The organism is Vibrio sp. 10N.247.310.98 (assembly GCF_041467395.1).
Taxonomy (GTDB): domain Bacteria; phylum Pseudomonadota; class Gammaproteobacteria; order Enterobacterales; family Vibrionaceae; genus Vibrio; species Vibrio crassostreae_C.
In genome coordinates this window covers 1-23,578 of record NZ_JBFSUL010000075.1, presented here as the reverse complement: position 1 = coordinate 23,578, position 23,578 = coordinate 1, and the positions used below count along the sequence as shown (strand labels likewise).

Here is a 23,578-nt window from a genome sequence, read left to right as displayed (position 1 = left end):
GACAGCTCTGAAGGATCCTTCAACCGATCGCTTTGGCTTTAACTGATCGGCATTATTCCATCAGGAAGCCCTTTTCATTGTTAATCTATTCGGTGCAAGACAAATCGATAAAGCTCAGTTACACCGGCAACGCTGCAATGGTGCCGTTAACTTCTTTAAAAATAGTGAGCTTTTGTTTGTCTGAAACTTCAGGAAGTAGCACCTTGCCTTGGTCGAAGCGAAACTCTCCAACACCTTCAATAGCAAATTGGCCTTTGAACAGGACTTTAACGAAACGCGCCACCTGACGTGGACGGTAAGTAGAAAATTTTCTTAACATAATACAACCTCAATTCCATTTGAGTACTACAGTCACATACCTGAACAGCGTCGCTGTTCAAAGCACATTTAATCGCTAATTCCTTTAGCAAACAGCAAGATAATCTATTGTTCATCTTGATATTGATGCATTATACCTTTTGGTAACAAGCCTGCAACTTCTTTCTACGTCGTACGATAAAAAAGTTAAAGAGGCATTTTTCAAATTTCATATTATACTTCCTGTGCAAACCAATAAGCGGAACAAAAATATAATGAAAAACAAAACTCTACTGGCTTTTCTAGCCGCAGCCTCTCCACTCTTCGCCAATGCTCACAACCTATCAGTAGGCGCTACCCTGCCTGCCGTCGATGTGAGTAACTATGGTGAGATTGTTCTAAACGACGGAAATACTGGATATCAAGCTTGGGCAACCAATGATCTTCTAGGTAAAGTTCGCGTCGTTCAAGCTATCGCTGGCCGCAGCAGCTCTAAAGAGCTCAACGCACCACTGATGGCAGCCATTACCGCATCGAAATTCTCAGAAGACAGCTACCAAACCACCACTATCATCAACCAAGATGATGCGATTTGGGGTACTGGGTCTTTTGTTAAGTCGTCTGCCGAAAGCAGCAAAGAAGAATTTCCATGGTCTTCTATGGTCCTAGATGAAGACGGCGCCGTTGCGTCAACATGGGCTCTAAAAGAAGAAAGCTCAGCGATTATCGTTCAAGACAATCAAGGTAAAATCTTGTTTGTAAAAGAAGGTGCATTAAACGAATCAGAAGTCACTCAAGTCATTGAGTTGATTAAAGCGAGCCTTTAATAAGATATTCGCGTCTTTTTCGAGACCTAACCAAAGGATATTGTTATATTATAACAGTATCCTTTTTTTAATTCTGTGGTTAATCATCCTGATGTGGCAAAACACACCCAACAATGTGAAACGCAAAACAGGCTTCTTGCTTGGGCTTATGCTCATGTTAAGCGTGTTAGCCGCAACACACATTGTGGATATCGCACCAGAGCACCACACCTCACACCATTGTGAGCTGTTTTCGCTTAATCAGTTCATCACAGCGCACTCACTACCACAGATTCCAGAGTTCCATTCGGAATTTACTGTCGCTATTACAGAGTCAGTAACTTCACTACAGCGGCTATATTTCGCTTATTTGGCACGCTCACCTCCTGTAAATATCGCTTAATTACCACTACTTTTTAATTAACCTTTATTCAGGAAAAAACATGAAACCTACTTTTTTAGCCGTTGTTATCGGCATGACTGTCTCTACAAATGTTCTAGCTAACGAAGAATTCCGCTCTCATGATGCACACGTACATGGCCAAGTTGAAGTAAACATCGCGCAAGATGGGCAAGAATTGCTTGTTGAAGTGACAGCTCCCGGCGCTGATGTGGTTGGGTTTGAACATGCTCCAGAAACTGCAGAACAGAAGAAAGTGTTTGAACAGGCTATCGCACAATTAAACAAGCCAGAAGAGCTGTTTAGTTTTAACAATGCGAGTTGTACTCTGAAGTTCAAGTCAGTAGCAAACACCTTAGAAGGCGGTCATGACGACCATGAAGGCCATGACCATGCGGAACACGGTCATGGCGACCACAAAGACCATGATCACGCTGAACACGATCATGACGACCACAAAGACCATGACCACGCTGAACACGATCATGATGACCACAAAGACCATGACCACGCTGAGCACGCTGAGCACGCTGAGCACGCTGAGCACGATCATGATGACCACGAAGGTCACGACCACCACGATCATGAAGGCCACGATCACTCAGAAGGTGGCCACGGTGAGTTCACTGTTGAGTACCACTATGAATGTTCAGATGTTGCTAAGCTAGACACAGTTAGCACTCAGTGGTTCTCTAAGTTCAGCAACACTGAAAAAATGACGGTGAACCTACTAACAGACACAGCTCAAGTACAAGAAGTGCTTAACGCAGAGCGTATTAGTTTCCGATTCTAATCACTCCTAGATCGGATTAAACGTAAAATAAACAGCCAGGTAAGTCATCGCTTACTTGGCTGTTCAAATCGGTGTGTTCCTGGGAATTTATGTTTCAAATTACTGTCCAGTAGATACACCGCTTTAATTATTGGAGCTAGCATGTCTTCTGACAGTTCATCACTTGTGGTCAAACTCGAAAATATCAGCTTTCGTTGGAAGCCTGAATTACCACCAACGCTAGAGATCCCCTCTCTTCACATCCAAGCCCAAGAGCACCTTTTTATTAAAGGGCCAAGTGGTTGTGGAAAATCAACTTTGTTAGGGCTACTGACCGGAATCAACCAAGCTGAGCAAGGAGAAGTCTCTATCCTTGATCAAGACCTCACTCAGCTTACACCTCGTCAAAGAGATAAATTCAGAGCCGATCATATTGGTTATATTTTCCAACAATTTAACCTGCTTCCTTATCTATCAGTTATCGATAACGTGACGCTTCCTTGCCAGTTTTCACAGATACGTAAACAGCAAGTCGCTGAAAGCCAGACAAGCTTACAAGAGACGGCTCGAGAGTTGTTACTCAGATTAAAACTACCTCAAGCTTTAATGGACAAGCCCGTTACCGAGTTAAGCATCGGTCAACAACAACGTGTTGCTGCCGCTCGTGCTTTGATCGGCCAACCCAAAATCATTATTGCCGACGAGCCAACCTCGGCTTTGGATCATGACAACCGAGAAGCTTTTATCGAACTGTTGTTAGAACAAGCCAACCAGGCAGGTTCTACTCTTATCTTTGTTAGCCATGATCCAACACTAGAAAAATTATTTACTCGAACCATAGATTTAAAAACCGTTAACCAAGCTAAGGTTGTCGTATGAAAGTAATTACTCACTTAGCCTTAAAAAGCGTACTCAACCGTAAAGCCACGGCTATTCTCACCATTCTCACGGTGGCGGTATCTGTCATTCTCTTGCTCGGCGTAGAACGCGTTAGAACCGAAGCTAAGAGCAGCTTCGCCAATACGATTTCAGGTACTGACCTTATCGTCGGTGGCCGCTCTGGTCAGGTAAACCTGCTGCTTTATTCCGTATTTAGAATCGGTAATGCGACCAACAACATCGACTGGAAAAGCTATGAAGAATTTAGCCAGCACAACGCTGTAAAGTGGGCGATCCCAATCTCATTGGGTGATTCACATAAAGGCTTCCGCGTAATGGGCACGAACCATAGCTACTTCGAGAATTATCGCTATGGAAGTAAGCAACCACTTACTTTTCAGCAAGGCAAAGAGTTTAATCAGCTATTTGACGTAGTGATTGGTGCCGACGTCGCGAAGAAGCTAGATTACAAAATAGGTGATCAAATCATTCTTGCGCACGGTATCAGTGATGTTGCGTTTAGCCGTCACGATAATCTGCCCTTCAAGATTGTGGGAATACTCGCGCCAACAGGAACACCAGTAGACAAAACCGTACACGTATCGCTAGAGGCAATCGAAGCAATTCATGTTGGCTGGGAATCAGGTGCCAACCTCGGGCACACACCGAATGCTGAAGCGCTAAAGCAACGTGACTTCCAACCGAAGCAGATTACCGCGATGATGGTTGGCCTTAAATCGAAGATCCAAACCTTCGCACTGCAACGAGAAATCAATAACTACCGCCAAGAACCTTTAAGCGCCATTATGCCGGGCATTGCGCTTCACGAATTGTGGGGAATGATGGCTGTAGCAGAACAAGCATTACTGATTGTTTCAGGGTTTGTTGTTGTCGCCGGTTTATTGGGCATGCTCAGTAGCCTACTCACTAGCTTGCAAGAAAGGCGTCGAGAGATGGCTATCCTACGTGCGATGGGCGCAAGACCTCGTCATGTGTTTGGTTTACTGATCAGTGAAGCCAGTGCGCTAACCTTCCTTGGCATTACATTAGGTGTTGCAGTGCTGTTTGCGCTGATCGCAGTGGTTGCTCCTATTGTGCAACAAAGTTATGGTATCAACATATCGATATCCGCAATCACACCGCATGAGTGGAAACTGCTTATGCTGGTACAAGTTGCCGGAATCATTATCGGCTTTATTCCCGCTTTCAGGGCTTACCGCCAGTCATTGTCTGATGGCATGACGATTCGAATCTAAAATAGGAACCTACGATGCAACGCAAATTCCTACTGATACTCGGGCTACTTCTGTTCCCATTTATCAGTACAGCTCACGCTGAAACCACTCAGAATGACGAATCGGTATTAACACTTGAATGGATTGATTTGATTCCGGAATCAGAGCGCGCTCAGCTAGATTCATTTGGTATGCCGATGGTTGACCACAATAGTATGGACAAACCTCAACAATCGACACTTGGTGCTGTTCGCCCAGAATTGAATGGCAGCACAGTGAAGATTCCTGGCTTTGTGATTCCATTGGAAGGTGATGAGAATATGATCACTGAGTTTCTGCTGGTACCGTACTTTGGCGCATGTATCCACGTGCCACCGCCGCCACCGAACCAAATCATCTACGTGAAGTTCCCGAAAGGTGCACCAATACAGCAGTTATGGGATGTGATCTATTTGGTCGGAACGCTGAAAACTGAGTCAATCAGCCATGACTTAGCGCAAACCGGTTATCTTATTGAAGGTACTGCGATTGAAGAATATGACGACATGTAGTCATTAGAAGGGTGGCTCAAGGATGAGCTGCCGTCACTGAACGAGTGTGATCATTCAATAACAGTTTAATAACGATAATTTTCTTCTGAATTACGCGATGTAATTAGATAAGTAAGCTAGAACAGCGACATAAGTCGCGAGTAATAACCCTATACTAAGCTGTTTCTTCAGCTTGTTATCATTGGCTTGATTCATAACTCCTCCTTGAGAATTACAACAAATTTAACATTTTATTATCATTAACAAAAGTAAAATTTTGTTGAAACCTTCAACTATGCTCGCAAAATCTAGCCACCAATAAGATAAAGAGTTACATTTTAGACAGTTATACCAATCACAATAAGTAAGTGTTCAGAAATAGCGTAGGAAAAAGCCTTGAGAACAAGGCGGAGCTTTTTGATAAGTAGTTATTCTACAATCAAAAATTGTAGCTCAGTTATCAAGCGTTTTAACAAGCTAGGCTGAGCAATTATTTACTACGATTGGTTTTGAGTCGTCTCCTAACGGTACTCTTATGTCAAAAACCAAACAGCCAGTGATCATTGAGCATGCTAGCGACACACAGCATAAGCATGAGAAAAAGCCTCATATTGCCGACAGTGCCAGCAGAATGCTGCACATCGCACAAAGCTTCGGCCTCGATTCCTTAATTAGTCATAGTGCCAAGCCAAAGGATAAAGCTGAGAGTACGCTTATCGAACGGGCACTATTGCGAGAGAAAAAACGTAGAGAGCTTCGCCAAAAGAACCTAGAACAGATTCTAAAGTTGGCGCACTCTTCATGTAAGGATGAAGCGGCTGGAGACCCGGATCAGGACTGGTTATACCGTTTCTTCGACATGGCACAAGAGATCCACAATACATCGATGCAGAGGCTATGGGCTCAAGTACTGAAACGAGAAGTCACCAACCCAGGCTCGACGTCGATGAAGGCACTGCAAATCTTAAAAGACATGACACCAAAAGAAGCGTTAACCCTACAAAGGGCAGCATCACTGGGTTGTAGCTTTGGTAGCGATAACAGCAGAAAGCTCTTACTCGGCTTTAAATCTCATGCTGGGCTATTCAACTTTGGCAAAAGGGACACCACCAACACCATCAACCTTGGTGGGCACAACCTGCCCTACTCCAGCTTGCTCCACTTGATAGAGCTCGGGATTATTCTGGGCACAGAATTAGAATCCGGAGAGATTGATTTCGATCCAGCCCTGCACCTAACCTATCAAGGCAAGAGCATGTCACTGGCACCATTATCAAAAGGCGTGAAGCTGGTTTACTACCGATTCAGCCCTACAGGCAATGAGCTTTGTACCTTGCTCGGTAACAAGCCAAACACGCAGTATTACGATCAACTGATTGCACTATTGAGCCAGAAATTCACAGTACAGACAGAAGTGAAAAGCAGCGTAAATTACACCGTCTAGACACTCGACGGAGCTAAAATTGACGGTGTAAAAAGTGAAGTATAGAGAGGAATAAAGAGAATCTAGAGGATAGGTTTCTTGTCTCGGTAAACTAAGGCTGCACTATTTATCGGTCGTGAATAAACAGATAAACAGCTGAGTAGCCTTAGTCATACCAACGATCTCAGTTGGCTAAGATATTTCGCTTCTCCAACGCATCAATACACAGTTCGACCAATTCATCGAGTGTCTTCTCACCTGCAGGTAGATCAATCTCAGGGTTCAGAGGCGCTTCGTACACTGAACTAATACCTGTGAAGTTCGGGATTTCTCCGGCACGTGCTTTCTTATACAGACCTTTAGGATCACGCTGTTCGCAAACCTCTAATGGCGTATTGACGAACACCTCAAGAAACTCACCTTCCGGCAATAAATCTCTCACGAGTTGCCTTTCAGCTTGATGCGGAGAAATAAAGGCTGACAACACGATCAAGCCTGCATCTGCCATCAATTTAGCAAGCTCACCAATACGACGGATGTTCTCTCGACGATCTTGCTCAGAGAAGCCAAGGTCACTACATAATCCATGACGCACATTGTCGCCATCCAATAAATAAGTATGGTAACCAAGCTGTGCCAAGCGATTTTCTAATGCTCCAGCGACTGTCGATTTACCAGAACCAGACAACCCCGTGAACCAGAGCACGGCTGGCTTTTGTGATTTCAGATCCGCGCGAAATGTTTTATCAATCGAGTGTTGATGCCACACAACATTCTCATCTTTGGATTTGAGTACTGCGGTCATAATTAGTCCTTTAAATAAACAGCATTAAAATGGGAAAAAATAAGGAATTAGGGTCAGCACCAAGCCCGAATATACAATCGAGATTGGAATGCCGATGCGCAGATAATCCGTTAAATGGTAATTACCTACGCTATAAACAAGTAAGTTGGTTTGGTAGCCGTATGGAGAGATAAAACTGGCACTGGCACCAAACAGTACCGCCATGATGAACGGCATAGGGTCAACGCCATAACCTACTGCCATACTGTAGCCAATCGGAAATGAGAGTGCTGCAGCCGCATTATTGGTCACCAGCTCTGTCAAAACCAAAGTCATAAAGTAGGTAGCAACTAACGCACCGAATACGCCCCAGCCATTAAACGCCTCCATAAACATCAGCCCCATCCGCTCAGATAAACCCGATGAAATCATCAGTTGAGCAATAGAAAGTGCAGAGCCCACGATCACCACAATATCAACTGGGAAACGGCGGCGGAGCTCACCCAGTTGCACCACGCCAAATGCCACCAGCAACAGTAGAAAACCAGCTAAGCCTTTGATAATAGGTACTGCATCGATAAGGGCTAAACCAATCACGCTAGCAAAGCCGAGCAACACGAACGTCGATTTGTCGGCATCAAGCTTGGCACTCGAATCTAAGTCATTCATCAACACAAACTCTTTGTTGTGTTGTTGGCGCTGTTCTTCAAAGCGTTTACCTGGAACCAAAATCAAGGTATCACCAGCGGTCAATGTGATATTCCCTAGCCCACCTTCTAGGCGTTCATGGCCACGACGAATAGCAACCACAACCGCATCGAAACGATCTCTAAACTGGCTAGTTTTCAGGGTTTTGTTACAAAAACTTGCTGATGAACTCACCACCACTTCAACAAAGCTCTGGCCATTCAAATGATGCTGACCAAACAGAGTCAGTCCTTGAATTTCTTGCAGTGTCGCCACGCTCTCAACATCACCACAAAACAGCAATCGGTCACGAGCTTGAAGAATAAAATCAGGGTCAATCGACGCGGTGGTTTTACCGTCTCGAATCACTTCGGCTAAGAACAGTTTTCTAAGAGCTCTAAGATTATTTTCACTGACGCTACGGCCAACTAATGGAGAACCTGGCTCAACTCGCGCCTCGAGAAAGTAAGGCAGATCATCTTGAGAACCATCATCGTAGCTGGGTAGAAAATAGCTAAGAGGAATAAGGATCAATACCCCACCGACCAAAACCGCTAAACCGATCAAGGTAGGTGTGAAAAAGTTTAAGCTCGGTAAACCTGCATCTTCAACAAAACTATTGATGATCAAATTGGTAGAGGTGCCGATCAATGTCAGGGTGCCACCTAAGATGGCAGCGTATGACAAAGGGATAAGTAACTTAGACGGCGCGTGCTGTTGATTACGTTTGATCGCCCCGATCAAAGAAACAACCACCGCGGTGTTATTAGTAAAAGAAGAAAGTAACGCTGTAGAAATACCCAACTTCGCAACCACGGTACCTAGCCTACCTTCAGAGATATTGCGGCTAACCCAGCTGATTAAGCGAGTTTTCTCCAACGCACTTGATGCGAGGATCAGAAGAATTAAAGTCAGTAACGAGGAGTTAGTGAAGTTATTAGCCAAGCTCGACAAGTCGATCATGCCAGCCATAAAAGCAATAAACGCCGCGCCAGCAAAGATAAAGCTTGGCTTAATACGGGTAACGAGCAGGCAAGTAATAATGCCGAGCAAAATCGCTAATACAAATCCTTGTTGCCACATATACCCGTCCTTTATGGCGGAAACGATCGGTTTCCGCCTGATTCAATAAGCTGTTACTTGGTCGTTTATGACTTCAGTAGTTGGCTTAGATCTTTGGCATCCCAATGAGGGAAATGTTTGCGAACCAATGCGTTGAACTCAAGTTCAAATGCAGAGAAGTTACCGACTTGCTGTTCAACAGAGTCCAAACGGTCTCGAATCAAACCCGCGCCAACCGTCACGTTGGTTAGTCGGTCGATAACGATGAAGCCACCGGTATCGGCACTTTCACGGTATTTATCCAGCGCGACAGTCTCGTTCAATGACCATTCACACAAACCAATACCATTCAATGGCAACTCATCGACAGCGTGAGTCGACAGGTTGTTGATGTCGTATTGGTGACGAACGGTTTCAACCTGACCGACGGTTTTCTTGCCTGCGATCTTGATGTCATAAGCTTTGCCCGGTTGTAGTGGTTGCTCTGTCATCCACACGATGTCAGCCAATACGTGGTTAGTAGATTCAATCTGAGCGTTTTCCAACACAATCAAATCACCACGGCTGATGTCGATCTCATCTTCAAGGGTCAGCGTTACCGCCAAGCCCGCTTGTGCAGATTCCAAATCACCATCAAAGGTCACGATACGTGCAACCTTAGACGTTTTGCCTGACGGCAGTGCTTTGATTTCGTCACCAACACTTACACGGCCAGAGGCCACTGTGCCTGCAAAGCCACGGAAATCTAAGTTCGGACGATTCACATACTGCACAGGGAAACGGAATTCTCCCGCAGAACGCTTTTGATCAATATCGACGTTCTCTAACACTTCCAGTAGAGATGGACCTTCGAACCATGCTAGCTCTTTACTTGGTGCAGCAACGTTGATGCCTTCAAGCGCCGAAACTGGCAGGATCTGAATGTTAGTTTCGCCTTCTAGGTTTTCAGCAAACTCTAGGTATTCATCGCGAATCTCTTCAAAACGATCTTGTGAATATTCCACGAGATCCATCTTGTTGACTGCAACGATGAAATGCTTCAAACCAAGCAAGTTAGAAATAAACGAGTGACGACGCGTTTGATCCAGTACGCCCTTACGAGCATCAATCAAGATCACCGCCAGATCACACGTTGAAGCGCCTGTAGCCATGTTGCGCGTGTACTGCTCATGCCCAGGGGTATCAGCAATAATGAATTTACGCTTTTGAGTCGAGAAGTAACGATAAGCCACATCGATCGTAATCCCTTGCTCACGCTCAGCCTGCAGACCATCAACAAGCAGTGCTAAATCAGGCTTCTCACCTGTGGTACCCACTCGTTGGCTATCAGAGTGAACCGCTGCTAGCTGATCTTCATAAATCTGTTTTGTATCATGGAGCAAGCGACCGATTAACGTACTTTTACCGTCATCTACCGAGCCACAAGTTAAAAATCTAAGCATAGATTTATGCTGATGCTGACTTAGATAACCTTCAATCCCTAGTTCAGCCAATTCGGCTTCTACTGCACTATTCATTTTTCTTTCCTTAGATTCTTAGAAATAACCTTGGCGCTTTTTCAGCTCCATAGAGCCCGACTGATCATGGTCAATCGCTCGACCTTGACGCTCACTAGACGTCGCCACCAGCATCTCTTCAATAATGCCTGTTAGCGTATTCGCCTCAGATTCAACCGCTCCGGTTAATGGGTAACAGCCTAAAGTACGAAAACGAACGCTTTTCTCTTCAATCACTTCACCTTCTTGCAACTCCATACGGTCATCATCAACCATGATCAGCATGCCATCACGCTCAACTACAGGGCGTTTGTCTGAAAGGTAAAGTGGAACAATATCGATGCTCTCTAGGTAGATGTATTGCCAGATATCAAGCTCAGTCCAGTTAGATAGTGGAAAGACACGAATGCTTTCGCCCTTATTCACCTGACCGTTGTAGGTGTGCCAAAGCTCTGGACGCTGGTTTTTTGGATCCCACGTATGGTTCTTATCGCGGAAAGAGTAAACACGTTCTTTCGCACGAGATTTTTCTTCATCACGACGCGCACCACCAAAAGCCGCATCGAACCCATACTTGTTTAACGCCTGCTTAAGGCCCTGTGTTTTCATGATGTCAGTGTGCTTCGAAGAACCATGTACAAATGGGCTACAACCCATCTCAATACCTTCTGGGTTCTTATGTACTAAAAGGTCGAAGCCGTACTTTTTAGCCGTACGATCACGAAACTCAATCATCTCGCGGAATTTCCAATCCGTATCTACATGCAATAGCGGGAATGGAATCTTGCCTGGATAAAACGCTTTGCGAGCTAAATGAAGCATCACAGAAGAATCTTTTCCGATGGAGTACATCATCACTGGGTTATCAAACTCAGCCGCTACTTCACGGATAATATGAATACTTTCCGCTTCGAGCTGTTTTAGGTGGGTTAAACGTTCTTGGTCCATTTCAGTGCTTCCTTTAAGGCTCGCGTTACGAGCAATTCATTACTTGGTCTTGCCAAGCAAGGGATTTAACTCATCCACTGTTGTGAATGGGAGTATTGGCACTAGAAGAAAACAGAAGCTTCGTTTTGAGCTATCCTTGCTATTCATCTGCCTGATACGTCCTTGATATAGGCATTATGACGAGCCTCTCATATTACTGGAAATTCTAAAATTTCATTTTTTATTCGAAAAGCTGATAAGGGATTGAATTTACCGATAAGCAGGTGAAATGAATGGACTAATATTATCGATATCAGTTGCGCATCGATTGAGCAGCTTTGGGAGGCGTCTTGCAGAACACCATAAAGTAATCGATCTAAGTCACGAATTAACATTCGTTGTAATCATTGTTTCATTCGGTTTTGTTACATTACGCAACGAATTTTCTACTATCCACTTTGGAGCTACAAAATGAAAGTTGCAATGAAACCTTTGTCATTGGCTGTACTTGCGGGTCTTGGTTTGACTTTAGCAGGCTGCACAACAACACCAGATACCGATGAAGTGATTAAATTACGTGTCGTAGAAACGACGGATATCCATACCAACCTAATGGATTACGACTACTACAAAGACAAGCCATCGAAAAAAATCGGCTTAGCACGTACTGCAACTTTAGTAAAAGAAGCTCAAAGCGAAGTAACCAACAGCGTTTTAGTTGATAACGGTGACTTGCTACAAGGTAGCCCAATGGGTGACTACATGGCAGACAAAGGCATCGAAGCTGGCGAAGTTCACCCTGCATATAAAGCAATGAACCAACTAAGCTACGACGCTGCAAACCTAGGTAACCACGAATTCAACTACGGTCTTGAGTTCCTAGAAGAGTCTATCAACGACGCTGATTTCCCGTACATCAGTGCTAACGTTTACGACGCAGAAACCAAAGAACACTACTTCACGCCTTATATCATCAAGACGCACACGTTCGAAGATACTGCTGGCGTAGAGCACGAAGTAAAAGTGGGTTACATCGGCTTTGTTCCACCACAAATCATGACGTGGGATAAGAAGAATCTAGAAGGCAAAGTGATCGCTCGCGATATCATTGAGACGGCTAACGAGTTAGTGCCTCAAATGAAAGCGGAAGGTGCAGAGGTTATCGTTGCTATCCCTCACTCAGGCGTATCAACTGACCCATACAAAAATGGCGAAGAGAACTCAACGTTCTACCTATCTGAAGTAGACGGCATCGATGCGATCGCATTCGGCCACTCTCACGCAGTTTTCCCAGGTAAAGGTTTTGATGACATTCAAGGCATCGACAACGAAACTGGCACAATGAACGGCGTTGCGGCAGTAATGCCTGGTCGTTGGGGTAGCCACGTTGGTGTTATGGATCTAACACTTGCACAAAAAGACGGTAAGTGGGAAGTTGTTAAAGGCCAATCAGAAGCGCGCCCTATCTACGACAAAATCGAGAAGAAATCTCTTGCTGCAGCTGATGAAGGCATCGTAACAGCACTAGAAAAAGACCACGCTGGTACTCGTGAGTTTGTTAACCAACCGATTGGTAAAGCAGACGATGTGATGTACAGCTTCTTGTCTCTAGTACAAGACGACCCAACAGTTCAAATCGTTAACCTTGCACAGAAAGATTACGTTGAACAGTTCATCCAAGGTGACCCTGACCTAGATGGTACGCCAGTACTTTCAGCAGCTGCACCATTCAAGGCCGGTGGCCGTAAGAATGACCCAGCGAACTTCACTGAGGTTGAATCTGGTCAACTGACATTCCGTAACGCAGCTGACTTGTACCTTTACCCGAACACGCTAGTTGCGATGAAGGTAACAGGTCACGAAGTAAAAGAGTGGCTCGAGTGTTCTGCTGGTCAGTTCAACCAAGTGGATGTTAACTCAACAGCACCACAACAGTTGATCGAGTGGGATAATTTCCGCACTTACAACTTCGATGTTATCGATGGTGTTGATTACCAAATCGACGTAACTCAACCTGCGAAATACGACGCAAACTGTAAAGTGGTTAACCCTGACTCACAGCGTATTGTTGGCCTAACTTACCAAGGTAAGCCAATCGACATGAAGCAAGACTTCCTGATCGCCACCAACAACTACCGTGCATACAGCGCTAAGTTCCCAGGCACAGGTGAAGACTTCATCGCATTTGATGCACCAGATGAGAACCGTACTGTTCTTGCAAACTACATCTCTCGCGTAAGCAAAGAGCAAGGTCAAGTGAGCCCAAGCGCGGATAACAATTGGTCATTTGCGCCAATCAAAACGGATAACAAGCTAGATATCCGCTTTGAAACATCTCCAAGCGACAAAGCAGCAGAGTTCATTAAAGAGAAGGGTCAATACCCGATGAAACGTGTAGCGACTGACGATGTTGGTTTCGGCGTTTACCAAATTGACCTAACTAAATAGATTACTCTAGTAATCAATAGGTAACCTTTTAAAAGGCTGAGTTTAACAACTCAGCCTTTTTCTTTTCTTATCTAAATTCACAGTCTAAAGCCTTAACTTTCGAACCTTAAACACCTGCTCATTCTTCATCTAAATCGCACACCTCAAATCATCTATTGAATCAAATCAACGTAAAAAATCAGCAATTCGCTGTAAGTTTTTCTGAGCTCCTCCTGTCTATTTAATTTACTACACTCAATGAATGGTGGTTAAGCCATTCATCTATAGGATAGATAAGGACATTTGATGAGCACCGTCGAGAGCATTCAAGCATGGTTACATTCAGGAGAGGAGTCGCTGCTATGGCTGATGCTTGGCATCATCGCGCTTTCTTACCTGCTTGAAGATCTTGCGATTGTTACGGCGGCAGGTATCGCGACTCAAGGTCTAATACTTCCTCAATATGCGCTGCTTGCTATTTTCATCGGTATTGCCACGGGTGATCTCGGTCTTTATTACTTAGGGAAGTCAGGACGTTATTTCCGAGGTGTTCGATATAAAGCCCTCACGAATAAGTACTTTCGTTCGCTTCGTACCAAATTACGTCAGAACGCATTCAGCAGCCTTTTTGTTATCCGCTTTATTCCAGGGCTTCGCACCGTCGGGTTTACCTTAAGTGGCTTTTTCGCCATCCCACTGCCTACTTTCTTATTTGCCGTCATCGGCGCAACTGCGCTCTGGACTGGCATTGTCTTCTCTGCCATCTACTATTTAGGGACATCAGCCTGGCTGCAAGCCTCTGAATATCAATGGATCATCATCCCGTGTGCCATCGTTTTGCTGTTTATCGGCAATCGATTAATGAATAAAACCTACTCTAGAGGGCTATCATGAGTTCACCGCAAGATATTCGCATCATTCCCGCACATCAAATTAATGCAGGTATGCCTCTGCTTGAAAAAGATACCGTGCGAAGTGTCTCTCCTTATGAGTTTCTTCCGACTTGGTTCTTCTACACGCCAGTGGTCATTCAAAGCCTGATGCAAGGGTTACGGCACTTTGACTGGGCGCTGCCGCTCATCGCCAATCCAAGCATTAAGTTAAGCGGCATGGTAGGCGAATCAAAACATGAGATATTGAGCCTTGCCGGATCTTCAAGTCAGCGTTGGATCTCACCGTTTATAACCCTAACCAAAACGGATCTCGGCAGTAAAAAACAAGCCGAAGACGCACGCAGCGCACTCATACAAACGGATCTTGATTTCCCTATCGTGGCAAAGCCGGATCTTGGCTGTCGAGGTGTTGGCGTTAAGCTGATCAACAACCAAGATCAACTTGAGCAATATGTTGAATCTTTCCCAAATAATGCTCGCTTTCTATTGCAGAAAAAGGCGCCTTATCAAGCCGAAGCGGGTGTTTTCTACGTTCGTTACCCAAATAAAAAGCAAGGTGAGATCATCTCGATCACACTCAAATATGCGCCAATGGTGATGGGTGATGGCAAGTCGACACTCAAGCAGTTAATTGAAAACAGCCCGCGCGCTGGGCAACTCAGCCACCTGTATCTACCAAGGCATGAAGATAAATTGGATCAAGTGCTCGCAGAGGGTGAAGAGTTCCAACTCGCGTTTGCAGGCAGCCATAGCCGTGGCTGTATCTTCCGAGACGGTAATCAATACATCACTCAGGCTCTAACAGAACGCTTAGACGAGATATTCGACGACTTCGATGGCTTTCACTTTGGTCGACTCGACGTCAAGTTTAAAGACATGTACAGCCTAATGAACGGTGAGGATTTCACGATTCTTGAGGTCAATGGCGCAAGCAGTGAGGCTGGACATATCTGGGATCGCAACACCCCATTACGAGAGATATTTTCTACGCTACTCCTGCAATATCGCATTCTTTTTGATATTGGCGCTCAGCAAAAACAACGAGGCCACCAATCCCCTTCTTTCAAGAGCTTATTTGCGGCGTGGCAAGAAGAGCGACGTCTTGTTCAACAATATCCGACTACCGACTAACTTTGCACGAGGATCATGAATGAACCCCATAGCCCAACCGAGCGCCCTTACTTCTTTCTCTCCTAGTATCAAGGGAGCGGTAGAGATATTGAATCAGGGTCTAGAGTTTTTGTTAGCGATTTCTGACAGCGATTACCTGACACGAGCAAAGCCACACGTTACAAGCTCTATCGGTGAACATACTCGTCACACACTGGATCTTTTTCACGCCTTGATTTTAAAAGAGGATGAGGCCGTTGATTACAACACTCGTCGTCGTGGTCATCCTGTCGAATACGACCGCTCTATTGCAGTCAAAGAGATCCACTATGTGATCAACTGGCTTGAACGATTAGACCGTCGAGATCTCGAAGCGCCTATCATGATCCAAACCGAGGTTTCGATGGATGCTCAAGTGTTCGCAAGCCTGCCTTCAACGCTCGAAAGAGAGGTCACCTTTGCCGCACTGCATGCCAATCATCATTACGCGATGATCAAGGTGATCACCACCTTCCTAGACGTCGAGACCTGCAACACCTTTGGTTATGCCCCAACCACCAACAGCTATCTGAGGGAGCAATAATCATGTGTTCAGTATCTTGGCTGCTTGAAGAGAATGGTTATCAGGTCTTTTTTAATCGTGATGAACAAAAGACGCGAGCACTGGCAATGCCACCCAGACAATATCGAGTCAACGGTGTCGATATCATTATGCCACTCGACCCAACTGGCGGCGGTAGCTGGATAAGTATTAATGAGTTCGGGCTTTCGCTATGCCTACTCAATAACTATCAAGGCACAGTGCCCGTTGGTCCTTTAGTAAGCCGCGGTTTGCTACTTAAAAACCTATCATCGAGTCGTAATATCAGTCAGCTATCTGAAGCGTTTCACAAGCTAGACCTACACTCTTTTGCCCCATTTACCTTGCTAGCTTTCGCGCCCAATCTAACCCAACACAATGGTCTGGTTATCGCCTACATGTGGGATGGTATTCAACAGAAAATAGTCGACACTGATTCTCCACTCTTCTCATCCGGTGTTGATTTAGAGCGAGTGCAAGCCTACCGACAAGCAAAATATGATCAGCTCATGGCGGCAGGTAAGAATCAACAGAACTTACTGATGTTCCACTCTCACCATCACAATGAGCAACCTCATTTAGCGACCTGTATGCATCGCGAAGACGCACATACCGTGAGCTTTACACACTTACGTAACCTGCATGGTCAAGCCTCTATGTTTTATGCACCCGGCTCACCATGCGAACCCATTAAACCATGTCAGATAAATCAGCAGCGCTTTACCTTTGATTTATCACCCGCAATCAATCTATAGATGGAGTCCATCATGAGAAAACTATTCACCATGGTTCTGCTACTTGTTAGCCCGTACGTATTTGCCGCCGATGAAATCTACACTGGTTTCTTTAGCAGTAAGGCGCTCGATGGCTACGATACCGTCGCATATTTCACTTCCGGTAAGCCCATTGAAGGCAGTAAAAAATTCAGCACTGAGTACAAAGGGGCGGATTGGTATTTCTCTTCTGAAAAGAATCTGACTTTATTTGTTAATAATCCTGAAAAATATGCCCCTCAATATGGTGGCTATTGCGCTTGGGCAGTATCAGCGAAGAGCGACTTTGCACCGAGTGACCCACATCAATGGACGATTGTTGATAACAAGCTTTACCTCAACTACGACCAAGAGATTAAGCAGCGCTGGGAACAAGACCAAGCACAGCATATTCAACAAGCCGATAAAGTTTGGCCGCAACTGATTAAGTAAGGTAATTTCATTATGATTGATAGTCCTTTTCGTTTACCACGTTACACGCCTTTTGGTTTAGGTGAGTCTGTTGTCGAATGGGCAACTGGGCTATCTAAGCTAGACCGACTCTACCAAGATCGTAAAAACGAGTTATCTAGCTTCGAATTCATGAATTACACTCTGTCGGCGCTCAATATCGACTACTCGGTTGCATCGGGAAGCACGGAAAACATCCCGGAAGAAGGGCCTGTCGTGATTGTGGCGAACCACCCGCTTGGCGCCATCGAAGGCGTGATCCTTGCCGATCTCGTAGGATCAGTAAGAAAGGATGTGAAGGTGCTGGCCAATGAGTTACTTAAGCGCCTGCCTGAACTGGATGATCTTTTCATCGGTGTCGATGTCTTTAACAGTAAAGAATCGAAACGCACCAATGCCAAAGCGATTCGAGATGCCAATCGTCATTTGGCTGATGGTGGACTATTGATTGTATTCCCAGCAGGTGAAGTATCAAGCTACCGTAAAGGGGCAAAAACACTGACAGACATAGAGTGGAGCAAGTCGGTAGCGAAATTCGTCAAACGTCACCAAGCCACCACGGTACCTATCTTTATCAATGGCAAGAACAGTGAGCTTTTCTATCAAGCGGGTAGTGTTCATCCACTGTTGAGAACCGCTCTACTCGGGCGTGAACTTCTTAATAAACAAGCGACAACTATCTCTATCTCGATTGGCTCATCGATTCCATATTCAGAGATAAAATCGTTTGAAAAAGAGGTGGATATCGTCAACTACCTACGACTTAATACCTATCTAATGAGTCAACAAGACAGCCCGAGCACGCCCATCCACGCACCTTCTTTTGATACCCAAGTGATTGCGCCTATTCCGCCAGAAGTGTTGGCAATAGAGGTCGATTCTCTTCCGGAAGATATGAAGTTACTTGAGCAAGGGAACTTTGAGGTCTACTGCACACCAAGCCAATCCATTCCTAACTTAATGCGCGAGATTGGTCGAGTAAGAGAAGAAAGCTTTAGAGAAGTCGGAGAAGGCAGCGGGCTGGCCTGTGATTTAGATGAGTATGACCTTTACTACCATCAACTGTTTGTGTGGAATAAAACCAAGGCAGAACTGGTTGGCGCGTATCGACTCGGTATGGTCGACAAACTCATCGCTGAGCACGGGCTTGATCAGCTCTACTCTCGTAGCCTGTTTAACTACAACCAAGAATTCATTGATACTCTAGAAAACAGCATTGAGCTTGGGCGATCGGTAGTAAGTAAACCTTACCAAAAGAGCCTGAACTCACTGTTACTATTGTGGAAAGGCATTGCGACCTTTGTGTCTCGTCACCCTCAATATACCCATCTGTTCGGCCCAGTCAGTATCAGCAATGATTACAGCCACAATGCACGTCTGTTGATCGCGACCACGTTATCAATCCACCATTATGATGAGGAAAAGGCGAATTTGGTTTCACCTTCGTCACCACTCAATACCAGCAGTCATGTGTTCTGGCAAAATCACCTGCTCTCTTCACTGGCGAGTGTGCCTCTGCTCTCTAAAGTGTTAGCACGCATGGAGCAAGGTAAAGGCCTGCCGGTACTGCTGCGCCAATATCTAGGGATGAACGGTAAACTGGTGTGTTTTAATGTCGACCCATCGTTTAATGATGCCTTGGATGGCTTGATTGTGGTGAACCTTAAGAAGGTTCCATTGAAGACCTTAGGTAAATACATGGGCAGAGAACTTGCTCAAGATTACCTAGAGCAACACGCACGCCTCTGATTTATCCTGCTCTGTACCTCTCTCCAAATAAGTGCGATGATTTCGGCACTTATTTGGGATAGGTTATTTTCATGCACACCTCTTTTATCGAACAACTGCAAAGCTTCGACTTCTCTGAAAGCCAGATTGAATCTCTACTCGCTGTCGCCAAGCCACTTGAGCTGCCAACCAGACACATCTTGATCAATCAAGGTGAGATGGCGAGTTCAATCTACTTTGTACTTGAAGGCTTGTGCCATGCCTGCTACCTCACTGATGATGGTAAGCAATACAGCAAAGAGTTCTATTGGGAACAAGATTGGATCATCGGCTTTGAGAGTCTGATAAAGAACCAAGCCTCTCCTTACCTATTAGAAACGCTGACACCCATCACCATGTTAGAGCTGCCAATGAATGCGGTTATCGAGTGGCGTGCATCAAATAATCCTTTGTATTTAAAGCTGTTAGAAACACAACTGATGCATAAGGAAAACAAAGAACGCTTCATGCTGCTCTATACACCAGAGCAACGCTATCAGCTGTTCTGCGAGCACTATCCCGACCTTGAGCAGCGCTTGAACGACAATCAAATTGCAGCCTACCTAGGAATAACCGCAATCAGCCTGAGCAGAATTAAAGGTCGAATTAACAATAGTTAATGCCAACAATCATCGCGCATAGTACATTCAGAGCATCGATAATCTCTGGATGTAAACATGATCACTTGGCACTCAATTCCTTTTTCTGAACTCTCAACACAACAGCTTTATCAACTACTTAAATTAAGAGTCGATGTATTTGTGGTCGAGCAGACTTGTCCTTATCCAGAGCTGGACGGTAAAGATACACTCGCGGGTGTTGAGCACCTGCTTGGCTATGCTGATGAAGAGTTGGTAGCGTGTGCACGTTTATTACCACCAGGTACCTCTTACGACAACACCAGCATCGGTCGAGTCGCAACCAAGCAATCAGCAAGAGGTGATGGCTTGGGGCATCAATTAATAAAAGAAGCATTAACACGCTGCGAGGCTCTTTGGCCAAATACGGCCATTGATATTGGCGCGCAGCAACACCTAGAAAACTTCTATGCGAGCCACGGCTTCAACACCATCTCGGATATGTACCTCGAAGATGACATTCCTCATATAGACATGAGATTAGAAAAATAATGACGAATATCACTGCCGGTATTCTATTTTTGGTTGCAGGTAACTTGTTTGCCTCGCTTTCCGACGTAGCGGTAAAGCTGTTAAATGGCGAAGTACCGCCCTTACAGTATATTTTTTTCCGACAGTTGATATCTCTGCTCATCATCACCCCTTTGTGGCTACAGCAGAAAAAAGAACAACGGCGCTTACAGCAGGCTAAGGTAACCTTCATTCGAGGTCAGTTAATTCTGATCGGCAGTGGGTGCATGGTGGTCGCGATCACTCACTTGTCTTTGGCAACCGCCAACGCAGTATTTTATGTCGCGCCTTTACTGATGTTGCCGCTCTCAATGTTGCTATTGAAAGAGCAACCGGCACTCGGCAAGGTGATCGGCACAACCATAGGTTTTATTGGTGCATTGATTGTCTTGAGGCCATCACAATTTCATTGGGCGGCACTGTTTGCTTTGGGGACAGCACTCACCCTAGCACTATTTAATGTACTCGTAAGAAAGCTTCCTAGTGAGCAAACGGTGGTCACTACGCTGTGGTGGACAACCTTATTCTCTATTCCAGCCTCATTAGTACTGTGCTTCTTATACTGGCAGCCAGTGTCTGTGGAGCATTTGGGATACATAGCCCTGAGTGCGACGCTAATCTTAAGTTACAACGGCCTTGCAGTTGCTGCCTATCAAAAAGCACACTCTAGCCAAATTGCCTTGGCTGAGTATTCAGGATTGGTGTTTGTCGCGCTAATAGGTGCAATATGGTTCGATGAGATTCCGGATATATTAACCTTTATCGGAATCATGCTTATCATCTTGCCACTCGCCCCTTTCAAGCGACCAAAAAAAAGAGCTAATGCTTAGCTCTTTTCTATCGTTTATCTGTGTCTGGTGAAGCGCTTTAACTCAGGCTCACTATTCATCTACTTACTGCGACCAAAGCCACCATCGGATAAGCGGAAGAACATCACCGAAGTGTCGCCTTTCTCTAGCTGAAGAATGTCCAACTGCCCAGTTTCAGCAAGTTTGAAACGAACCAGCTGGCCTTTACGAATCTGACTGAGCGGCTTATCTGCACCTTCAATTCGCACTAACGCATTCAAGTCAGACAATGGCAAATCGTTGTTTCGAAAAACCTGCGCTAACGTATCCCCTTGCTTAACAAGGTACTCCTGCCAATTTTTGTTACTCGGTTCTAATGAGCTGTTCTTGGCATTTTGCTGTTCGCTTAAGCCGACGGTGTTTATTTCAAGCTCAACGCGCGATGTTGTTGGAGCTGTGTCTACTTTAGGTTCTGGTAGCGGCACAAAAAGTAATATCAGCACGATCGGAGAAATCACCATCAACAGTCTTTGGTGTAACTTCGGCAATGAACCCCAAGTTTGCGCTGTCGAGGTTTTCATTTTCTTCACATCGATCGAACTCAATTTCTCTTTGACCTGATTCAGTCGATCCTTGAATTCTGCTAAGTGGTCAACTTTCTGTTTTTTCTTTTGACGACGATTCATACCACTGCGTCCTATACATTGAATAACTACAGTATAAAAACCAAAGTACCAACAGTATAGATCTTTCCGTCACAACAAGGCCCAAAGCGAGAAAATTGACATGGCTGTGATTTGGGCACGGTAAAGCGCAAGTGATCAGGGACTAGCCGTTTCTTCACGCTGCTAATACTGGTATTCTTACCCTTTTCGTACTGACAAAAAGAGTGACTTTTCATGTCTGAAGTAAAATTTGAAACTGTAGAGCAAAAAGCTAGCTACGGTATCGGTCTACAAATGGGCCAACAACTTGCTGGTTCTGGTCTTGAAGGCCTAAACGTTGACGCAATCGCTGCTGGTATCGCAACAGCTCTAGTTGGCGACATGCCAGCTATCGAAGTTGACGAAATCAACAACGCACTACAAGAGCTACACACTCGTGGTGAAGCTGCACGTCAAGAACTAGCTAAAGCTGCTGCTGCTGACGGCGAAGCTTTCCTAGCTGACAACGCTCTTCGTTCAGAAGTAACGGTTCTTGAGTCTGGTCTTCAGTACGAAGTACTAACTGAAGGTACTGGCGAAATCCCAACTGCAGACAAGCAAGTACGTGTTCACTACCACGGCGAACTAACTGACGGTACTGTTTTCGACAGCTCTGTATCTCGCGGTCAACCTGCTGAATTCCCAGTAACTGGCGTAATTCAAGGTTGGGTACAAGCTCTACAAATGATGCCTGTTGGCTCTAAGTGGAAGCTATACATCCCTCAAGATCTAGCATACGGTGAGCGTGGCGCAGGTGCTGCAATCCCACCATTTGCTGCTCTAGTATTTGAAGTAGAACTTCTAGCAATTCTTTGATTTTTATAAAAACCTTTAGTAAAACAAAATACTATAGGTAAATAAAATTGAAATAATCCAACGGCGATGTGACTACATCGCCGTTTTTCGTTTATAGTGAAAGAGTAAATTACTTTATTACTTAAGGACGAATAATGAAGAAAGTACTCATCACAGTTTTAAGCAGCCTTGCTGTTGTCTCTTGCGCTAGCACTAGCGACTCTGAACAAACCAGTTCATCATCAGATACCAACTATTCCCAACTATCCCAAACTGCACTGATGGCTGCAGTGAATATGTGGTCTCAGCAGAACGAAACAACACCGCTTGTGGATACGGTAGCTGACCAAGCTTCTGTTACCAGCGACCAAGCAGTTGGCGGTATTGGTTCAATGTTAGCCCTTGCACAAAACTCTCTTGGCACAGCCGACAACAAAGAACTCGCGACACTTATTCCAGGCATGTCGAGCCTTGAGTCTACGGGGCTATCATCGCTACTAAGCTCACAAGGTGCCGTTGAAAGTGCGTTTTCTGGATTAGGTATGGATCCATCAATGGTTACAACATTTGCACCCATCATTCTTCAAGCACTGCAGTCACAAGGTGCAACGAGCGGCCTGATGGATTCACTTTCAGCTATATGGCAATAATCGTTAGTTATTAATAGCTAGCTTAAAATCTAATAAGGGCACTTCGGTGCTCTTTTTTGTGCGTGGAAGAAAAGATATTTGAGATACGAGATACGAGATACGAGATACGAGGTACGAGATACGAGGTACGAGATACGAGGTACGAGATACGAGATACGAGATACGAGATACGAGATACGAGATACGAGATACGAG

General features: G+C 45.0%; 25 protein-coding genes. 19 read left to right on the top strand and 6 right to left on the bottom strand.

Annotated elements, in window-relative coordinates; translation table 11 throughout:
• Positions 1–118 precede the first annotated feature (118 nt).
• Complete coding sequence (locus tag AB6E78_RS20840) at positions 119–319, bottom strand: DUF1107 family protein (RefSeq protein WP_017058898.1); 201 nt, start codon at positions 317–319, stop codon at positions 119–121.
• A gap of 253 nt (positions 320–572) precedes the next feature.
• Between AB6E78_RS20840 and AB6E78_RS20835 the strand changes: the two genes are divergently transcribed.
• The 7 genes from AB6E78_RS20835 to AB6E78_RS20805 all read left to right on the top strand — a co-directional run bounded on the left by AB6E78_RS20835 (position 573) and on the right by AB6E78_RS20805 (position 6,363).
• Positions 573–1,124: a YtfJ family protein gene (locus tag AB6E78_RS20835; RefSeq protein ID WP_017058897.1), complete on the top strand. Its 552-nt coding sequence runs from the start codon at positions 573–575 to the stop codon at positions 1,122–1,124.
• A gap of 91 nt (positions 1,125–1,215) precedes the next feature.
• On the top strand, positions 1,216–1,506 hold the full coding sequence (locus AB6E78_RS20830; RefSeq protein ID WP_017063722.1) for a DUF2607 family protein: 291 nt from the start codon (positions 1,216–1,218) through the stop codon (positions 1,504–1,506).
• Between the two features lie 40 nt (positions 1,507–1,546).
• Positions 1,547–2,296, top strand: a complete 750-nt coding sequence (locus AB6E78_RS20825) for a DUF2796 domain-containing protein (RefSeq protein WP_372111196.1) — start codon at positions 1,547–1,549, stop codon at positions 2,294–2,296.
• Positions 2,297–2,437: 141 nt separating this feature from the next.
• On the top strand, positions 2,438–3,154 hold the full coding sequence (locus AB6E78_RS20820; RefSeq protein WP_372134139.1) for an ABC transporter ATP-binding protein: 717 nt from the start codon (positions 2,438–2,440) through the stop codon (positions 3,152–3,154).
• Entirely contained in the window at positions 3,151–4,410 is a 1,260-nt protein-coding gene (locus AB6E78_RS20815) for an ABC transporter permease (RefSeq protein WP_017058893.1), read from the top strand. The genes AB6E78_RS20820 and AB6E78_RS20815 overlap by 4 nt, the downstream gene beginning before the upstream one ends.
• A gap of 14 nt (positions 4,411–4,424) precedes the next feature.
• Positions 4,425–4,940 (top strand): DUF3299 domain-containing protein, encoded by a 516-nt coding sequence (locus AB6E78_RS20810; protein ID WP_017058892.1) that lies wholly within the window; start codon positions 4,425–4,427, stop codon positions 4,938–4,940.
• Between the two features lie 514 nt (positions 4,941–5,454).
• The gene (locus tag AB6E78_RS20805; RefSeq protein ID WP_017069397.1) at positions 5,455–6,363 is read left to right on the top strand and encodes a TIGR03899 family protein; all 909 of its coding nucleotides are present in this window, start codon (positions 5,455–5,457) and stop codon (positions 6,361–6,363) included.
• Between the two features lie 163 nt (positions 6,364–6,526).
• Here AB6E78_RS20805 and cysC read toward each other — a convergent pair whose 3' ends face one another.
• The 4 genes from cysC to cysD form a co-directional block, all read right to left on the bottom strand.
• Positions 6,527–7,147, bottom strand: coding sequence for an adenylyl-sulfate kinase (cysC, locus tag AB6E78_RS20800; RefSeq protein WP_017069396.1), 621 nt, complete (start codon positions 7,145–7,147; stop codon positions 6,527–6,529).
• Between the two features lie 24 nt (positions 7,148–7,171).
• Positions 7,172–8,896 (bottom strand): SLC13 family permease, encoded by a 1,725-nt coding sequence (locus tag AB6E78_RS20795; RefSeq protein ID WP_017067554.1) that lies wholly within the window; start codon positions 8,894–8,896, stop codon positions 7,172–7,174.
• Between the two features lie 65 nt (positions 8,897–8,961).
• Complete coding sequence (cysN, locus tag AB6E78_RS20790) at positions 8,962–10,392, bottom strand: sulfate adenylyltransferase subunit CysN (RefSeq protein WP_048662155.1); 1,431 nt, start codon at positions 10,390–10,392, stop codon at positions 8,962–8,964.
• Between the two features lie 18 nt (positions 10,393–10,410).
• Positions 10,411–11,355, bottom strand: a complete 945-nt coding sequence (gene cysD, locus AB6E78_RS20785) for a sulfate adenylyltransferase subunit CysD (RefSeq protein WP_226088532.1) — start codon at positions 11,353–11,355, stop codon at positions 10,411–10,413.
• A 414-nt stretch (positions 11,356–11,769) separates the two neighbouring features.
• Between cysD and AB6E78_RS20780 the strand changes: the two genes are divergently transcribed.
• From AB6E78_RS20780 to AB6E78_RS20735, 10 genes are all read left to right on the top strand, one after another.
• Positions 11,770–13,746: a bifunctional 2',3'-cyclic-nucleotide 2'-phosphodiesterase/3'-nucleotidase gene (locus AB6E78_RS20780; RefSeq protein ID WP_372134140.1), complete on the top strand. Its 1,977-nt coding sequence runs from the start codon at positions 11,770–11,772 to the stop codon at positions 13,744–13,746.
• Between the two features lie 285 nt (positions 13,747–14,031).
• On the top strand, positions 14,032–14,619 hold the full coding sequence (locus AB6E78_RS20775; protein WP_372134141.1) for a DedA family protein: 588 nt from the start codon (positions 14,032–14,034) through the stop codon (positions 14,617–14,619).
• Positions 14,616–15,749 (top strand): ATP-grasp domain-containing protein, encoded by a 1,134-nt coding sequence (locus AB6E78_RS20770; protein WP_102427909.1) that lies wholly within the window; start codon positions 14,616–14,618, stop codon positions 15,747–15,749. The genes AB6E78_RS20775 and AB6E78_RS20770 overlap by 4 nt, the downstream gene beginning before the upstream one ends.
• A 19-nt stretch (positions 15,750–15,768) precedes the next feature.
• Positions 15,769–16,311, top strand: a complete 543-nt coding sequence (locus tag AB6E78_RS20765; RefSeq protein ID WP_032545608.1) for a hypothetical protein — start codon at positions 15,769–15,771, stop codon at positions 16,309–16,311.
• Between the two features lie 2 nt (positions 16,312–16,313).
• A complete protein-coding gene (locus AB6E78_RS20760) occupies positions 16,314–17,063 on the top strand; it encodes an NRDE family protein (protein ID WP_017058882.1) in 750 nt (249 codons plus the stop codon).
• A 12-nt stretch (positions 17,064–17,075) separates the two neighbouring features.
• Complete coding sequence (locus AB6E78_RS20755) at positions 17,076–17,513, top strand: YHS domain-containing (seleno)protein (protein WP_102333018.1); 438 nt, start codon at positions 17,076–17,078, stop codon at positions 17,511–17,513.
• Between the two features lie 12 nt (positions 17,514–17,525).
• Positions 17,526–19,280, top strand: coding sequence for a lysophospholipid acyltransferase family protein (locus tag AB6E78_RS20750; protein ID WP_372134142.1), 1,755 nt, complete (start codon positions 17,526–17,528; stop codon positions 19,278–19,280).
• A gap of 71 nt (positions 19,281–19,351) precedes the next feature.
• Entirely contained in the window at positions 19,352–19,918 is a 567-nt protein-coding gene (locus tag AB6E78_RS20745; RefSeq protein ID WP_017067547.1) for a Crp/Fnr family transcriptional regulator, read from the top strand.
• Between the two features lie 57 nt (positions 19,919–19,975).
• Positions 19,976–20,428 (top strand): GNAT family N-acetyltransferase, encoded by a 453-nt coding sequence (locus AB6E78_RS20740; protein ID WP_050647064.1) that lies wholly within the window; start codon positions 19,976–19,978, stop codon positions 20,426–20,428.
• A complete protein-coding gene (locus AB6E78_RS20735; RefSeq protein WP_372134143.1) occupies positions 20,428–21,276 on the top strand; it encodes a DMT family transporter in 849 nt (282 codons plus the stop codon). Before AB6E78_RS20740 ends, AB6E78_RS20735 begins: the two co-directional genes overlap by 1 nt.
• Before the next feature lie 59 nt (positions 21,277–21,335).
• On the opposite strand, the gene AB6E78_RS20730 is transcribed toward AB6E78_RS20735, so the two are convergent.
• Positions 21,336–21,920 (bottom strand): LysM-like peptidoglycan-binding domain-containing protein, encoded by a 585-nt coding sequence (locus tag AB6E78_RS20730; protein ID WP_017068022.1) that lies wholly within the window; start codon positions 21,918–21,920, stop codon positions 21,336–21,338.
• A 213-nt stretch (positions 21,921–22,133) separates the two neighbouring features.
• Here AB6E78_RS20730 and AB6E78_RS20725 point away from each other — a divergent pair, with 213 nt between their 5' ends.
• Positions 22,134–22,754 (top strand): FKBP-type peptidyl-prolyl cis-trans isomerase, encoded by a 621-nt coding sequence (locus AB6E78_RS20725; RefSeq protein ID WP_008220519.1) that lies wholly within the window; start codon positions 22,134–22,136, stop codon positions 22,752–22,754.
• Positions 22,755–22,888: 134 nt separating this feature from the next.
• A complete protein-coding gene (locus tag AB6E78_RS20720; RefSeq protein WP_017058875.1) occupies positions 22,889–23,383 on the top strand; it encodes a DUF2780 domain-containing protein in 495 nt (164 codons plus the stop codon).
• Positions 23,384–23,578 lie beyond the last annotated feature (195 nt).